The organism is Actinoplanes oryzae (assembly GCF_030757795.1).
Taxonomy (GTDB): Bacteria; Actinomycetota; Actinomycetes; order Mycobacteriales; family Micromonosporaceae; genus Actinoplanes.
Genome location: NZ_JAUQWH010000022.1, coordinates 1 through 15,845 on the forward strand (window position 1 = coordinate 1; position 15,845 = coordinate 15,845).

The following is a 15,845-nucleotide window of genomic DNA, read 5'->3' on the forward strand; positions in this document are numbered from 1 at the left end:
TGCCGAGCCCGTCCGGCAGGGGTGGGTCAGGGGGCGGGGGTGTCGGCGGCGGTTACCTGGGCGTTGCGGGCGAGGGGTGCCCAGCGTTCCGTCCAGCGCTTGCGGATGACGTCGAAGGCCGAGTCGTCGAGTCCGTAGGTGGAGACGGTCACCTCGAAGCGGCCCGCGCTGCGGCTGCCCAGCGGCTCACGGCCGGCCAGGACGACGAGGTGGCCGTCGCCGTCGACGATCCAGGCCACGCGGTCGCCGGCCCGGGTCACGGTCGCCGCGGTGGCGCCGATCATGCCGAGGACCTGCCGCCAGGTGCTCGCCCCGGTCAGGTAGAGCGTCCGGCGCTCGCCCGAGGGCCGCTCCGCCAGCAGATAGCGCAGCTGGACGAGGAAGGCGCGCCAGCCCTCCTCGATGGCGTCGTACCGGCCGGGGTCGTCCGCTCCCTCCCGGACGGCGCGGACCACCGACTTGTCGTCGCCCCCGCTCACCTCCAGATAGGACCCGTCGGCCCAGCCCATCCGCTCCGGCGCCCGCAGCGTGGCCTCGTTCACGAAGATGTGGGCGATTTCGACGTCCAGCTCGTCGTAGTCCCACCCGAACCACTGCCGCAGCACGGCGGGCTGGGTGACGGCATCCCACACCTCGTCGCGGCCGGCCGGCAGCTCCACCTCGACGTGATAGGACTTCGGCGTCTCTCGATCGGTCACGGTCCTATCCTGGCGGTAACTCGAAGATCACGCCACGCGATCACGCCCCCTTTCTCCGGAGATTTCGCGCCGAATCGCCGTCCGCCCCGCCCGGTCCACCGCGGACCCTGCCCGATCCAGCGCGCGCCCCGCCACATGACCCGCCCCACGCCCCACCGACTGACCCGTGCGACTGCCCACCGCGGGCCTCGCGACACCGCGAACGTCAGGCGACTGTGGACGCGCGAAGCCGGTAACGGCATGTCCCACATCGACGACCGCTTCGTTCACCGGCGGAGGCTCCGGCTCGGGGTGAACCTCTGCCGAGGCGAGGGCGTCGGTCCCTGCTGTGCCGCCAAGGCTGCCGACCCGGGTGGGCGCAGCCGAGTCGTGCGGGCCGCGGTCGGCACTCGGCAGCACCGCCGGCCGGATGGCATGAGAAGCACCGGTTGCCGGATCCGCTTGACTGGCACGGGGAACGTCGGTGGCCGGACACGGGTGACTGGCGCGGGGAGCGTCGGTGGCCGGATCTGGTCGAGAGGTGCGAGGAACGTCGATAGCCGCATCCGGTCGAGTGGCACGGGGAACGTCGGTGGCCGGACATGGGCGACTGGCGCGGGGAGCGTCGGTGGTCGGATCCGGTCGAGTGGTGTGAGGAGTGTCGGCGGCCGGGGTTGGCCGAGTGGGGTGAGGGCCGTCGGTGGCCGGGTGCGCTCGGGTGATGTGGGGGGCGGTGGTCGTCCGGTGTGGTCGGTTGGGGTGGGGTGCGCCGACGCGGAGGCCGGCGGTCAGGCCGGATCGGATGGTGCGCACGGTTTCCGCTCGGCCGAGGCCCGCCCAGGCGGCCGCGGCGGTCAGCTCGCGGGTGACGGTGGCCGCGTCGGTCCAGCCCGCGGCGACGAGGCGGCCCAGGGCGAAGGCCGCTCGGTTCAGCGTGTCGTTGCGGGTGCCGGCCGGCGCCCGGGCCACGCGGTCGGACTCCGCGGCGAGGGCTGCGGCGGCGTACTGCAAGGGGTGTCGTGTGGGGGTCGGGACGACGAGGCGGACGCCGGGCGGCTCCGGGCCGGCGATCATCTCGGCCAGCTCCGGGGGCACGGGCGGGTTGCTTGCGCCGGGGCGCACCACCCAGTAATAGGTCGAGCCGCGGGCGTGGCGTGACGGCGGCGCCAGCACATAGCCGCCCGTGCCGCGCCAGTCGAGGCCGGGGACCACGCGCACGCGGTTGCCGTGGCCCGACGGCCGGAACCAGAAGTGCCAGCCGCCGCCTCCGGTGCGCACCTGCGGGCCCGGCGGCAGCTCGCCGCCCAGCAGGTGGCGCAGGCCGTGCCAGCCCTCCGCCGAGTCGACGTCGGCCACGTCCATGACGATGCCCGTGCGCAGCCCGATGTTGGCCTCCGGCCAGCGGGCCCACCACGCCTCGATCGTCAGGGGATCGGTGCTCGCCTCCATGAGCCCGTGCCGCAGGCGAGGATGCTTGCCGGGGCGCTCGCACGTGGCACGGCCGCAGGAACACCCGCCGCCCGGGGCGGGAGTGTGCACCGGCAGCACGGGGATCCCGTGCCGGGCGTAGGCGAGGGCTGCATCGAGCATCATTCGAACAAGTGTACGAGTGATTGCCCGCCGCACCGAGAGTTATCCGTAAAGCGTGTGCAGGACATGTGCCAAGTGGTGTGACGTGCTCCACGCGATCCAGCTCGCCGGGCTGCCGCCGCCCCGGGCGCTCCGGGCCCGGCGGGCGATCTCCGCGTCGCCCCAGGAGAAGTGTCCGCCCGTGGCCGGCCAGTGCGCCGAGGCCACGAGGGTGCGGCACAGGTCCTGGCAGCGGTCGTCGCTCCGCCCGCCCCGGCGCGCCCATCGATAGATCCACCAGTCGTCCTCGGCCGTGTAGCGGAGCGTGGGGAGCTGGCGGTGGTTGCTGCCGTTGCGGCGTACGGGGGAGGTGACGCCGTAGTCCGCATAGCCGACGCCGGGCTCGCGGAGCCGCGCCCACATCCTGGCGTCGAGGCGGCCGACCGTGACGGGTTCGTCGGTGGGCAGGTCGTCGAGGTTGGGCGGCATCGCGCCGGCTGCCACGGTGATCGAACGCCACGGCGTCGAGCGGGCCCAGCGCAGCACGTGCCGGGCGCGGTCCTCGAAGCGGGCGGCGTGTGCCGTACATGCGGTCTCGGCGAGATCAATGATCAGATCGACCCGCTCCGCCTGCAGGCCCGACCCGCTCAGCAGGCGGTTGGTCGTGGCCGTCGCCTCGGCCGGGTTGCGGGCGTCGGTGTGCGGCCGCAGCCGCAGGACAGCGCGCTCGAGGTGCATGCGAGCGGCCAGGCCGTGTTCCACCAGCCGGCGATTACTGTCGTACGCCCGGAGCACCGGAAGCATCGCCACGCCCAGCTCCGCCAGTTCCTCCGCGAGGTCGAGCGGCGGGGACACGAGTGGGTCGCCGGGGTCGGGCAGCGCGGCGAGGTCCACGGCCACGGCGCCGGTCCGGGGCGGGAACTGTCTGAGCAGCTGGGGCAGGCGGTCCGCGGGTCCGAGCTCGACGATGGGGGAGATGCGCCGGGCGGACGCGGGATCGAGGTGGTGCAGGGCAGCGAGCTCGCCCCGGCGGGGCCGCAGGATCGGGCGGTAGACACCGTCGTCCGCGGCCTCGGGCGCCGTGAATACGGTCATTCACTCAAAGTAGCGGGTGATCGCTCAGCGTGGACATTGCCGACGCGTTTAGTCACTTCTGGTGAAGATCTGCGCGTCCGCTGTTTTGTCGTAGGGCGCGGCTAGGGTGGTCGCCGTGACTTCAGGAGAGCCGTCCGGGGCGACCGTGACCAGGCCCGAGCCGGCCGCGGTGGCGCCGTCCGTCGCGGCGGGGCAGGTGGTCGACGCCGTGCTGCGCGACCTCGCGACCTCGCCGCACCGCGGGGTGGTGGTCGACTCGCCGCCGGGTGCGGGCAAGAGCACTTTGGTCGTACGGGCGGCCGGTGTGCTCGCCGCGGCCGGCGGCCCTCTGATGATCGTCGCGCAGACCAACGAGCAGGTCGACGATCTCGTCGAGCGCCTCGCCGGCAAGTCGCCGGAGCTGGGCGTCGGCCGGCTCTCCGCCGTGGACTACGTGCCGAGCGAGCGCGTCCGAGCCCACCCGTCCTGCCGCGTCGGCGCCAAGGTGCCCGACCTCGGCGGCCCGCCCGTCACGATCGGCACCGCCGCCAAGTGGGCCACGGTCACCGAGGGCACGTGGCCGTGGGCCATCGTCGACGAGGCCTACCAGATGCGATCGGACGCGCTGCTCCGCGTCGCGCCCCGGTTCGAGCGGGCGTTGTTCGTGGGCGATCCCGGGCAGCTCGATCCGTTCTCGACGGTCGAGGTCGATCGCTGGACGGGCCTGTCCTGGGACCCGATGCAGAGCGCCGTCGCGGTGCTGCTGCGTCACAACCCCGAGCTGCCGGTCCACCGCCTCCCGGTCTCCTGGCGCCTGCCGGCCTCGGCGGCGCCCGTGGTGGCGAAGGCGTTCTATCCGTTCACCGGCTTCCGGTCGGGCACGGGGCCGGGAGACCGGGTGCTGACCTTCGGCGCGTCCGGCAACGGATCCGGTCCCGGTGCCGGCCCAGGGCTCGGCGGCGATGTGGGGCTAGGCGGCTCGGGGCTCGGGGTCGGCTCGGGGCTTGGCGGCGACTTGGGGCCCGGGGGCGGCTCGGGACGCGGGGTCGGGCCTGGTCTCGGCGGTGGGGCCGGTTCCGGGGCTGGGCTCGGTTTCAGGGATGGGGTCGGCTTCGGGGGTGGGCTCGGTCCCGGGGGTGGGTCTTCTCTCCCGGGCGGGCTCGGCTTCGGAGAGGTCGACAAGGTGCTGGACGTGGCGGCGGAGACCGGCTGGGGGCTGCTGCGGCTGCCGGCGCGGTTCACGGTGCGGACGGATGCCGAGGCGGCGGCCGCCTGCGCGCTGCTCGCCGCCCGTGCCCTGGCCCGGGGCGGCGTGACCACATCGGAGTCGGGCGAGGGCGTTCTGACGGCCGACCGGATCGCGGTGGGGGCTGCCCATCGCGACCAGGTGGCGGCGATCCGGTCGTTCCTGCCGCCCGAGGCCCGCGACATCACGGTCGACACGGCCAACCGGCTCCAGGGCCGCGAGTACGACCTGACCGTCGTCCTGCACCCGCTCTCGGGCCGCCGCGACGCCACCGCCTTCCACCTGGAGTCGGGCCGCCTGTGCGTCCTCACCTCCCGGCACCGCCACGCCTGCGTGGTGGTGGCGCGCGACGGCATCGCGGAGCTGCTCGACGCCCACCCTTCGACCGAGCCGGTGCACCTCGGCGTGCCGGTCAAGTTCCCGGACGGCTGGGAGGCGAACCAGGCCATGCTCGCCCACCTCGCCGCCATCTCCTGACGCCGCCCGCCGCCTGCCGCCCGCCGCCCGGCGAATGGCGCGCGCCGCCCGGCGAATGACGACCAACGCTCGCCGCCCGGCGGATGACGACCAACGCTCGCCGCCCGGCGAATGACGACCAACGCCCGCCGCGCGAGGCCCGACGAATGACGCCCGCGCCGCTCGACGCGCGCCGCTGCCTGCGCTACATGCGTGACGCCGCCGCGCGCCGCCGCTGCCTGCGCTCGATGCGTGACGCCGATGCCGTCCGCCATCACATTTCGTGCGCCCCGATGGCTCGGCGTCCGATGACGTGCGACTGGCGACCGTCTGCGGATACCCGGCAACCGCGCGTCGGCTGCCCGTGACCGTCCCACGCCGCCCGGCGCCTGGGTGACCGGCGCTCGATGCCGGGCGGGCGCAGGGCACCGCCTCGCCCGGCGCCCTGGCAGGTGTGCCGCGGATGTTGCCGGCGACGGGGTGCAGGGCGGCGGGCGGAAGGGGCGGTGGCCGCTCAGGCGGTGGCGGCGGGGCTCCAGCGTTCCTCGTGCACCGCGCTCGCCAGGGGGCGTCGCCGGCGCCAGCCGTGGCGTTCGAGGTCCGGCGTCCGCTCGAGGTGGGTGACCGGTCCGATGCACAGCCACGCGACCGGCCGCACCCCGGCCGGAATCCCGAGCAGCCCCCGCACAAACTCTTCCCGGTAGAAGGACACCCAGCCCACCCCGAGCCCCTCCGCCGTCGCCGCGAGCCACAGATTCTGGATGGCGAGACACGCCGAGTAGAGCCCGGCATCCGCGATGGCGTGCCGTCCCAGCACCGCCGGGCTGCCGCGGTCGGGGTCGTAGGTCACCACCACCGACAGCGTCGACTCCAGGATGCCGTCGATCTTGATCGGGCGGAACCGTTCGGCGGCGGCGGCGTCGAGGGTGGCGGCGAAGGTGTCGCGTTCGTGCTGGACGTGTTCGTGGAAGGTCGCTCGGACGGCTTCGTCGCGCACCAGGATGAAGTCCCACGGCTGGGAGAGGCCGACGCTCGGTGCGGCGTGGGCCGCGTCCAGGACCCGGTGCAGCGTCTCGGCGGGGATCGGGCCGCCGGTGAATTGTCCGCGTACGTCGCGGCGGCGGTGGATGGCGTCGTAAAGGTCGGTGATCATGGGCAGGCTCCCGCTGCGCTTCGGCCCCGGAGGGCGGTTAGGCGCGAGGCCGGTCTTCGGACTCCCGGATCACAGCCTCACCGTCCGCCTTCCCAGCCTTGCGGCCAGTGGCTGCGCAGGATGCGCGTGGACGGCGGCTCCCCGGTCACCGCGGCGGGCCCGTGCCGGATTCGCACCGGCTTCCCGATTCTCCCCGCCACGGCGGGGCACCTCGCAACAGTTCGTGCCACCGCCCAGGATAGCGGGCCGCGATCTATCCGGAACGCGCGACGGAAGCCCGGGACCGTGCGGATGTGATCGACAACTCGCGGCGGGTGTTAGCAACGCGGTCACCGTCTCGAAATATGGATTGGGTTCACTGTCGATTAGGGGACTCACCCGCGGGCTGACATGCAACTTGCACGAGCGGTTCGCCGTGCAAGTTGCATGTTCACGCGTCCCGAAGGGCTCGTGCAGGGCTCACGAGGGGCCGGTAAGAGGCCCGCGAAGGTCCTTTCGACCTGCTGCTCCAACGCTGTCGCAACGGTCTGCCGGTTCGGATGAGTTTCATTCATCCACGTTTTTCAGATCCCCGGAGCAGACTCTTCCAGTCGATCTCCGAAGGTGTAACTCTTCTAGCCAGACGTAGCGCCAGCGACACGGACGGTGGTGGAGCCCTATGCGTCCAGACGTTCTGGTCGGTCCCAGCGATTGGGTGATCGAGCAATTCGGTGACAAGGTCGCCGCCGAATTGTGGACTCGGGTGCCCGAGGCCCTGAACACCGCAATCGAACGTGAGGTCAACACCCATCCCTCGGTCACGCAGACCGAGCGCGTGCTGGCGAATCCTCGCTGGCCGCTCCCGTACGAGGAGCTCGTGCTCTTCCTGGGCACCCTGCCCGGCGCCGAGATCATCTCGGTGCCCCGGTCGGTCTACCAGCTGGTGGTGCTCAACGGGCATGTCGTCGTCCCCTGGTGTTACGGGCAGTCCGCCCGCGACTCCATCCGGGACGTACCCGTCGGCCGTTCGTTCGGCCGGCTCGCCCGGGAGCTGCTGCGCCGGTTCGGGCCGCCGTGGCGCCGATCGCAGGCGGAGACCCCGCTTCCCCTCGACGCCGTGGACGAGCGGGAGGTCGCCAAGATCTGCGCGGCGATCGCGAAGATCGACCCCGCGCCGGAGGTGGTGATCGCCGGCTACGCGGGGGCGCCGCACCTGGGCCTCCTGCGGGCCTGCCTCGGCGAGATCAAGTCGACCGACAACGGGACGCTGAACTGGAGCCACCTGGACGACCTGCCGCTGCCCCCGCCGGTCATCCCCCGGCCGCGCCGCATGGTGTTCCCCTGACGAGCAGCGGTACGGCCCCGCGTGACGAAAAGGCCCCGCGTGACGAGAGCACGCGGGGCCGCACCATGACCAACCCCCGCGTCCGGTCGGTGCTGCTGTCCCGGCTGAACCCGCAAGGCGGCCGCCCCCACTCCTCCCAGGGCGAGATCCTCGACGAGCTGCGCCGGTGCATCCTCGACGGCGAGGTCCCGCCCGGGTCGCCGATCCCCGTGGACGGTGTCGCGGCGACGTTCGGCGTGAGCCGCATCCCCGTACGCGAGGCCCTCATGACCCTGATCGGCGAGGGCCTGGTCGATCACCGCGCCCGCACCGGCTACCGCGTGACGAAGCTGACCGCCGCCGAGTTCGCGGAGATCTATCTCGTACGCGAGGCGCTGGAGACCGCCGCGCTGCGGGTGGCCGCCGGGCTCGCGGACGACGCGGCGGTGACCGAGGCGCGAGCTGCCCACGCGGCCCTCGGTGCCGCCGTCGAGAGCGGCGACGGGCAGGCACACCATCGGGAGAGCCGCCGTTTCCACCTGGCGCTGATCCGGCCGTGCGGGATGCGCCGCCTGGTGCACATGCTGACCGCGGCCTGGAACATGACCGAGCCGCTGCAGCCGATGGCCCACCTCGGCGCCGCCGAGCGGGAGCTGCTGCACCGGGATCACGACGCGATGCTCGAAGCCTTCACCGCGCGCGACGGTGCGCGGCTCATCGACCTGTGCGGGGCGCATCACCGGCGGCTGCAGGATTACATCGCACGGCTGCCCCGGGACACCGGGCTCTTCCAGGAGACAGATATATCTCTCCGATCATCTGAGTGAAACAGCGCATTCCTAGCGTGAGCAGCATTGACGCCGCTCGACCTCTGGGGAGTGCGCATGCCCGATCACGCCAATAACGACCTCGTCGAAGCCGCCGGGATGCCGGTCGGCGCCGGCGCCATCAAACCCGGGTACGACCCGCGCCTCACCAACGAGGACCTCGCGCCGCTGCGGAAGCAGTCGTGGGGCTCGTACAACATCTTCGCCTTCTGGATGTCCGACGTGCACAGCGTCGGCGGCTACGTGACGGCGGGCAGCCTCTTCGCCCTGGGCCTGTCGAGCTGGCAGGTCCTGGTGAGCCTGCTGGTCGGCATCACGATCGTCTACTTCTTCTGCAACCTGGTCGCCAAGCCGAGCCAGCGGACCGGGGTCCCGTACCCGGTGATCTGCCGCACGGTCTTCGGCGTGCTGGGCGCCAACGTGCCGGCGATCATCCGCGGCGCGATCGCCGTCGCCTGGTACGGCATCCAGACCTACCTGGCCAGCGCGGCCCTCGACGTCGTGGTGCTCAAGCTCTTCCCGGACCTCGCGCCCTACGCCGACGTGAACCAGTACGGCTTCCTCGGGCTGCCCCTGCTCGGCTGGTGCTCGTACGCGCTGCTCTGGGTCCTGCAGGCCGCCGTCTTCTGGACCGGCATGGAGACGATCCGCAAGTTCATCGACTTCTGCGGGCCGGCCGTCTACGTGGTGATGGTCGCGCTGGCCGGGTATCTCATCTACAAGGCCGGCTGGGGTCACATCAACCTGAGCCTCGGCGACGTCGAGTACACCGGCTTCGACGCGATTCCGGTCATGCTCGGGGCGATCGCGCTCGTGGTGTCGTACTTCTCCGGGCCGATGCTGAACTTCGGGGACTTCAGCCGGTACGGCAAGTCGTTCCGCGCGGTCCAGACCGGCAACCTGCTCGGCCTGCCCGTCAACTTCCTCGCCTTCTCGATCCTGGTCGTGGTGACGTCGTCGCTGACGATCCCGGTCTTCGGCGAGCTGATCACCGACCCGGTCGCCACGGTGGCCCGGATCGACAGCACGTTCGCGATCGTGCTGGGCGCGCTGACCTTCACCATCGCCACGATCGGCATCAACATCGTGGCGAACTTCATCTCGCCCGCCTTCGACTTCTCCAACGTCAGCCCGCAGCGGATCAGCTGGCGGGCCGGCGGCATGATCGCGGCCGTCGGCTCGGTGCTGATCACACCGTGGAACCTCTACAACAACCCGGACGTCATCCACTACACGCTGGAGACGCTCGGCGCCTTCATCGGGCCGCTGTTCGGGGTGCTGATCGCCGACTATTACCTGATCAAGAAGCAGGTCGTGGACGTCGACGACCTGTTCACCATGTCGCCGGAAGGCCGCTACTGGTACCGCAAGGGGTACAACCCGCCGGCCATCATCGCCACCGCCATCGGCGCGGTCGTCGCGATGGTGCCGGTGCTGTGGACCGACGGTCCCGGCATGCACACCACGGCGCAGTACAGCTGGTTCATCGGCATGGGTCTCGGCTTCGTCGCGTACCTGCTGCTCGTCCCGCGCCGTACGCCGGTGACCGCCGAGGAAGAACTCGTGAGCGCCTGATGCACCTGCGCGTCATCAATCCCAACACCACGGAGGCGATGACCGTGACGATCGGGGAGAGTGCCCGGGCCGTGGCCGGTCCGGGCACCCGCCTCGACGCGGTGACCTCCGCCACCGGCCCGGCGTCGATCGAGAGCCACTACGACGAGGCGCTGAGCGTGCCGGGGCTGCTCGCGGAGGTTGCCCGCGGCGAGCGCGAGGGCGTGGACGGCTATGTGATCGCCTGCTTCGGCGACCCCGGCCTCGACGCGGCACGCGAGCTGGCGGCGGGCCCGGTCGTCGGGATCGCGGAGGGCGCGATGCACGCGGCGGCCCTGGTGGGGCGCGGCTTCAGCGTGGTGACCACATTGGATCGTACGAAGGGGCGGGCGTGGGAGCTCGCCGAGCGCTACGGCGCCCCCTGCAAGGGGGTGTACGCCTGTGACATCCCGGTGCTGGACCTCGACAAGGACCCGGGCGTGCTCGACCGGGTCGTCACCCTCGCCCGCGAGGCGCTGGCCCGCGACGGGACGGACGTCATAGTCCTGGGCTGCGCCGGGATGGCCGACCTGGCGGCCCGGGCCTCGGCCCGGCTGGGCGTCCCGGTCGTCGACGGGGTCGCGGCCGCCACGGTGCTCGTCCAGGCGCTGGTCACCCTCGGACTGCGGACTTCCAAGCATGTCGAGTACGCCACCCCGCCCGCCAAGGAGTACAAGTAGCCGGGTGACAATCGTGGTGACCGGCGGCGGCCGGGGAATCGGCCGGGCCATCGTCGAGCGGCTCGGGGCGGACGGGCACACCGTCGCCGTCATCGAGCGTGACGCCGAGTCGCTGGCCTGGGCGGCGGCGGACGACCGGATCGTGCCCGTGATCGGTGACGCGGCGGACCCCGGCGTCGCCGCACGCGCCGCGGCGGTGGGAGCGACGCTGACGGGCTGGGTCAACAACGCGGCCGTCTTCGAGGACGCCTGGCTGCACGAGGACCCGCGGCAGGTGTCGTCGATCATCGCCCGCAACCTGGACCCCGTGATCGTGGGCTGTGCGGCGGCCCTCGCCGCGGGCTGCCCGGCGCTCGTCAACGTGTCGTCGCACCAGGCCACCCGGCCGGTCCGGGGCGCGCTGCCCTACGCGACCGCCAAGGCCGCGGTGGAGGGGCTGACCCGGGCGCTCGCCGTGGACTACGGGCCGAGGGGCGTACGCGTGAATGCCGTTGCCCTGGGATCGATCGCCACCGAGCGCTCGGACGCCCATGTCGCGGGCCTCGCCCCGGCCGCCGCGGAGCACTTCGACCGGGAGATCGCCCTGCTGCAGCCGCTGGGCCGGCTCGGCCGGGCGGCCGAGGTCGCGGACGTCGTGGCCTTCCTGCTCTCCGGGGCGGCGAGCTTCGTCAACGGCGCGATCCTGCCCGTCGACGGCGGCCGCTCGGCCGTGGGCCGAGACCCCGAGGAGGCCTGAGCCCGGGATGTCCGGGCACGCATGACTGTCCCGCGGGTCACTGTCGGATAGCCTGCGAAGAATGCCGGAGCCCGAGCCCGAGACGCCCACCCTGATCCGGGATCGGGCCGTCGCCGTCGCGGACTACCTGCTGGCCGTGCGCGCGCAGCTCGAGCGGCCGGCCCGCACGCTGCCCGCCGACGCCCTGCGGCTCGAGACCCTGCCCGGCCACCCGGCGTGCCAGGTGGGCCCGGGCGCCGACGGCACGACCTGGCTGCGCGTCGGCCTGCCCGACCTGCCCGGCCCGGCGCCGGTGCCGACCGAGCTGCGCCGCCACCTCAACGAGGAGGCCGAGCCGCACCCCGACTACGAGGCCTGGCGCGAGCAGGTCTGGCGGCCCTGGGAGGAGCTGACCCGCACCACCGAGGACACCCGCGAGCTGCACCGGCGGCTCTTCGACCTCATGCACCAGCTCGACATGACCACGGTCACCACCGAGCTGGTCTGGGGCCACGGCATCCTGGAGACCGAGGTGGCCGGCGAGCGGGTGCGCTATCCGCTGGTCGCCACGCCGGTCATCGTCGAGTACGACGCCGACCGGGCCCTGGTCACCGTCTCCCCGCAGGGGCCGTCGCGGCTCCAGACCGACGCGCTGAGCGGGCTCGACGAGCGCTATCTGCGGCAGCTGCTCGCCCTGGCCGGCCCCGCGGGCACGGTCGAGGTGGACCTGTGGGACGACTTCGCGCGGCGGGAGCTCTTCGAGCGGGCGCTGACCCGGCTGGGGCACGACAAACTGGTGGTGGAGGCGGGCGCCGGACTGGCCGAGAGCGGCATCGTGGACACCGGAGTGCTTTTCGCGCGGCCCCGCCAGCGACTGCTGCGCGGCTTCCTCGAGAGTCTGCGGGACAGGCTGCTCGACGGCGACACGGCGAGCATCGGCGCGCTCGCCGCGATCGTCGCGCACGAGCCCAGCAAGCTGCGGATGCCCGACGACCGGCCGGAGGAGTGGCAGCGGGTGGGGGAGCGGCTGCTCATGCCGCTGCCCACCAACGAGGCGCAGGAGTCGATCGCGCGCCGGCTCGCCCAGCACCGCAACGTCGCCGTGCAGGGGCCGCCGGGCACCGGCAAGACGCACACCATTCGCAACCTCATCTGCCACCTGATGGCGAACGGCAAGCGGGTGCTCGTCGTCGCGCAGAAGGAGGACCCGCTGCGGGTGCTGCGGGACGGGCTGCCCGAGGGCGTACGGGCGCTGTGTCTGGCGGTCCTCGGCCGGACGACCGACCAGCTGGTGCAGCTGCAGCTCGCCGCGCGGGAGCTGAGCGACCGCGCCGCCACGCTCGACCAGCGTGCCGAGGCGACGCGGGTGGCCCGGCTCACCGAGCGGCTGGAGGAGGCCGAGCGGGAGCTGGCGCGGGCGCAGGGCGGGCTGCGGTCGATCGCCGAGAGCGAGGCCGCGACCTATCGCCTCGACGACGTGGCGCTGACCCCGGCCGAGGTGGGCGCCTGGCTGCGCGAACGTGCCGCTGCCCAGGGCGGCATCCCCGACGCCGTCGATCCGCACGCGGGGCCGCCGCTGGCCGGCGACGATTTCGCGCGGCTGCTCGAGCTGGCGAGCCGGCTCACGCCCGCGGACCGGGACGCGGCGCTGCGGGAGTTGCCGGACGTCGCCGCGCTGCCGGCCGCCACGCGGGCGAAGAGCGACCGATCCGAGCGGGCGGCGGCCGCCGAGCGGGTGTCCCGGCTCGTCGCGGCCGGGCTTGACCCCGAGGGCGTACGCGACCAGGGGCCGGACGCCGTCGCGGAGCTCCTCGACGGGCTGCGCGAGGCGGTCGCGTGGCTGCACCGGCGCGAGGGCACGTGGACCGACCGGCTCGGCCGTCTCGTCGCCGATCCGCACTGGGCGACCCGCTGGGACGACCACGTGGCAGCCACCGCGACGTTGCAGGCCGAGCTGGCGACGCTGACCCGCGGGCTCGCCGGGCACCGGATCGGCGTGCCCGCCCCGCTGGCCGCCGAGCCCCGGCGCCTCCTGGCCGGTCTGACTGATCTGCACCGCCGGTTCGCCGCGGGCCGGGGAGTGAACCGGCTGCTGCAAGCACCCTTGTGGAAGCTCGCCGACGAGGTACGGGTCGACGACGAGCCGCTGCGCACCACGGACGACGTGGACCTGGCCGTCGCCTGGGTGCGCCGGGCGCAGGCGCAGCGCCGGCTCGGCGAGCACTGGGCGGAGTGGATCCAGCGCCTCGACATCCCCACGCGGGACGGACCTCCGGAGGTGTGGGCGGGGTCGCTGCTCGCCGAGGCGGCCCAGTCGCTCGCCTTCGACGCGCGGCAGTGGCCCGAGCTGGCCGGTCGCCTGGCCCGGGTCGTGCCGCAGCAGGAGGCCGCCCTCGACGCGGCCCGGCTGGCGGAGGTGGCCGAGCTGGTCGCCGAGGCGCCGGTGGTCTTCGAGCTCGACCGGCTGGACGCGGCCGACCGCGCCGTGGCGGACGGCCTCGCGCCCTGGCCCGAGGCTGTGCGCGCGTGGCGGACGCTGGACGGCTGGGACGAGTTCCGGGCGGAGACCTCGCGGCTGCTGGCGCTGCGGGAGGACGTACGCGACTATCTCGGGCTGCGCGATCGCCTGGCCCTCGCGGCGCCGCTGTGGGCCGCGCAGGTGGAGGCCGGGGTGGTGCCCGCGGTGTCCGGGACGGCGTGCCTGCGGGCGTGGCGGTGGCGGCAGGCGCAGACCTGGTTCGACGAGGTGGTCGGCAGCGTCGACCCGGCCGTGCTGAACCGCCGCGTCGAGCAGGGCCGCGAGCGGATCCGCGGGCTCACCGCCGAGCTGGTCGTGGCCTCCGCCTGGCTCGAGGTCTCCCGCGCGCTGGACGACCGCCGCCGGGCGGCCCTCGCCGACTGGACCACCGCCCTGCGCAAGATCGGCAAGGGTACGGGCCGCAGCGCCGCCGCCTGGCAGGCCCACGCCCAGCGGGCCATGGAGTCCGCCGTCGACGCCGTCCCGGTATGGGTCATGTCGGTCGACCGCGCGATCGAGCAGTTCGCCGGCGGCGCCCGCTTCGACGTCGTGATCGTCGACGAGGCGTCCCAGGCCGACCTGTTCTCCCTGCCGATCCTCTCCCTCGCCGAGCGCGCGGTCGTGGTCGGCGACGACCAGCAGATCGGCCCGCAGTTGGGCTTCGTCGCCCCGGTCACCGGCCTGATCCACAGCCACCTGCGCGACGTTCCGTCGGCGGAGCACTTCGACCCCGAGTCGTCGCTCTACGACCACGCCGTACGCCGCTCGCCCGAGCGCATCCTGCTCACCGAGCACTTCCGGTGCGTGCCGCAGATCATCGAGTTCTCGTCCAAGCACTACTACGACTCGAAGATCCAGCCGTTGCGCGCCGACCGCCCGGCCCTCGACCCGGTCCGTGTCGTGTTCCTTCCCGACGGCACCCGCGGGCCGGTGGAGGGCTACGGCGAAGTCAACGTGCCGGAGGCGGAGGCGCTGGTCGCCCGGGTGGCAGCCCTGGTCGCGGACCCGGCGTACAGCGGCAGGACCCTCGGCGTGATCAGCCTGCTGAGCACGAGCGGGCAGGCGACCTACCTGCTCGCCCGTCTGCGCGAGACCATCGGCGAGGACGAGATGGAGGCCCGGCGCCTGCGCGTCGGTGACGCCTACACGTTCCAGGGCGACGAACGCGACGTGGTCCTGCTGTCGCTCGTCGTCTCGGACACCGACGGCCGGGTCGCGGCGTTCACCAAGCGCGAATACCACCGCCGCGTCAACGTCGCCGCCTCGCGCGCCCGGGACCAACTGTGGATCTTCCATTCCGTACGCCAGGAGGCTCTCCGCGACGACGACGCGCGGGCACTGCTGTTGTCCTACTTCGCGGGCGGCGCGATGCCCGGGGAAGCGTCGGACCTGACCCTGGCGGACGCCGAGCGGCTCTGCACGAACGACTTCGAACGCGAGGTGCTGCGCCGCCTCTGGGCGCGCGGCCACCGCCCCACGCCGCAGTACCGCATCGGCGGCTACCGCATCGACTTCGTCCTCAACGCCCCGGGCGGCCGCCGGCTCGCCATCGAGTGCGACGGCGACACGTACGAGGGTCCGGAGCAGTGGGAAACCGACATGCGCAGGCAGGCCGTCCTCGAGCGCGTCGGCAACTGCGTCTTCGTCCGCATCCGCGGCAGCATCTTCGCCCGCGAGCCGGACGCCGCCCTCCGCCCCCTCTGGCAGCGCCTCGACGAACTGCGTATCTCGCCATGTGCTGATCCCGGCCCTTCCGGCGGGCCCGCGGCGGGCCCGACGATGGGGGCATGAGCGAACCGATCTCCTTGACCGCGGCGCTGGCCTCGTTCGCCGAGCTGTGGAGCCCGCGCATTGTGACCCGGGTCAACGACTACGACGTCCGCATCGCGAAGGTGCGGGGCGAGCACAAGCCCTCGTCGGCAAGCGGCGCGTCGATCCTGATGGTCGAGCCGTCGGGGACGCTGACCGTGGGCGACCGGCACGAGGACGTGCCCGGTCACGTCGACGCGACGACCGGGCACGCCCTGTAGGGCC

General features: G+C 73.1%; 12 protein-coding genes and 1 riboswitch. Of the genes, 8 read left to right on the forward strand and 4 right to left on the reverse strand.

What is annotated here, in order from left to right:
- Positions 1-26: 26 nt before the first annotated feature.
- Genes RBH18_RS10315 through RBH18_RS10325 form a run of 3 tightly spaced genes read right to left on the reverse strand, consistent with a single transcriptional unit; the run spans position 27 to position 3,341 of the window.
- Complete coding sequence (locus RBH18_RS10315; protein WP_306206198.1) at positions 27-698, reverse strand: SRPBCC family protein; 672 nt, start codon at positions 696-698, stop codon at positions 27-29.
- Positions 699-725: 27 nt separating this feature from the next.
- Positions 726-2,270 (reverse strand): bifunctional DNA primase/polymerase, encoded by a 1,545-nt coding sequence (locus tag RBH18_RS10320; protein WP_306206200.1) that lies wholly within the window; start codon positions 2,268-2,270, stop codon positions 726-728.
- Between the two features lie 39 nt (positions 2,271-2,309).
- A complete protein-coding gene (locus tag RBH18_RS10325) occupies positions 2,310-3,341 on the reverse strand; it encodes a beta family protein (protein WP_306206202.1) in 1,032 nt (343 codons plus the stop codon).
- 169 nt (positions 3,342-3,510) lie between these two features.
- Here RBH18_RS10325 and RBH18_RS10330 point away from each other — a divergent pair, with 169 nt between their 5' ends.
- Positions 3,511-5,043 carry an AAA family ATPase gene (locus RBH18_RS10330; RefSeq protein ID WP_372338897.1) on the forward strand — a complete coding sequence of 511 codons (1,533 nt, stop codon included), beginning with the start codon at positions 3,511-3,513 and terminating at the stop codon, positions 5,041-5,043.
- Positions 5,044-5,536: 493 nt separating this feature from the next.
- Here RBH18_RS10330 and bluB read toward each other — a convergent pair whose 3' ends face one another.
- Positions 5,537-6,175: a 5,6-dimethylbenzimidazole synthase gene (gene bluB / locus RBH18_RS10335; RefSeq protein ID WP_306206205.1), complete on the reverse strand. Its 639-nt coding sequence runs from the start codon at positions 6,173-6,175 to the stop codon at positions 5,537-5,539.
- Between the two features lie 30 nt (positions 6,176-6,205).
- Positions 6,206-6,404, reverse strand: a riboswitch (cobalamin riboswitch).
- A gap of 429 nt (positions 6,405-6,833) precedes the next feature.
- Between bluB and RBH18_RS10340 the strand changes: the two genes are divergently transcribed.
- From RBH18_RS10340 to RBH18_RS10370, 7 genes are all read left to right on the forward strand, one after another.
- Positions 6,834-7,499 (forward strand): hypothetical protein, encoded by a 666-nt coding sequence (locus RBH18_RS10340; protein WP_306206207.1) that lies wholly within the window; start codon positions 6,834-6,836, stop codon positions 7,497-7,499.
- A gap of 65 nt (positions 7,500-7,564) precedes the next feature.
- Positions 7,565-8,305 (forward strand): GntR family transcriptional regulator, encoded by a 741-nt coding sequence (locus RBH18_RS10345; RefSeq protein WP_306206209.1) that lies wholly within the window; start codon positions 7,565-7,567, stop codon positions 8,303-8,305.
- Between the two features lie 57 nt (positions 8,306-8,362).
- Positions 8,363-9,880 carry an NCS1 family nucleobase:cation symporter-1 gene (locus tag RBH18_RS10350; protein WP_306206210.1) on the forward strand — a complete coding sequence of 506 codons (1,518 nt, stop codon included), beginning with the start codon at positions 8,363-8,365 and terminating at the stop codon, positions 9,878-9,880.
- Positions 9,880-10,578 carry an aspartate/glutamate racemase family protein gene (locus RBH18_RS10355; RefSeq protein WP_306206212.1) on the forward strand — a complete coding sequence of 233 codons (699 nt, stop codon included), beginning with the start codon at positions 9,880-9,882 and terminating at the stop codon, positions 10,576-10,578. The genes RBH18_RS10350 and RBH18_RS10355 overlap by 1 nt, the downstream gene beginning before the upstream one ends.
- A gap of 4 nt (positions 10,579-10,582) precedes the next feature.
- Positions 10,583-11,314, forward strand: a complete 732-nt coding sequence (locus tag RBH18_RS10360) for an SDR family NAD(P)-dependent oxidoreductase (protein WP_306206213.1) — start codon at positions 10,583-10,585, stop codon at positions 11,312-11,314.
- 61 nt (positions 11,315-11,375) lie between these two features.
- The gene (locus RBH18_RS10365; RefSeq protein WP_306206215.1) at positions 11,376-15,602 is read left to right on the forward strand and encodes an AAA domain-containing protein; all 4,227 of its coding nucleotides are present in this window, start codon (positions 11,376-11,378) and stop codon (positions 15,600-15,602) included.
- Positions 15,599-15,841 carry a cupin domain-containing protein gene (locus RBH18_RS10370; RefSeq protein ID WP_306206217.1) on the forward strand — a complete coding sequence of 81 codons (243 nt, stop codon included), beginning with the start codon at positions 15,599-15,601 and terminating at the stop codon, positions 15,839-15,841. Before RBH18_RS10365 ends, RBH18_RS10370 begins: the two co-directional genes overlap by 4 nt.
- Positions 15,842-15,845 lie beyond the last annotated feature (4 nt).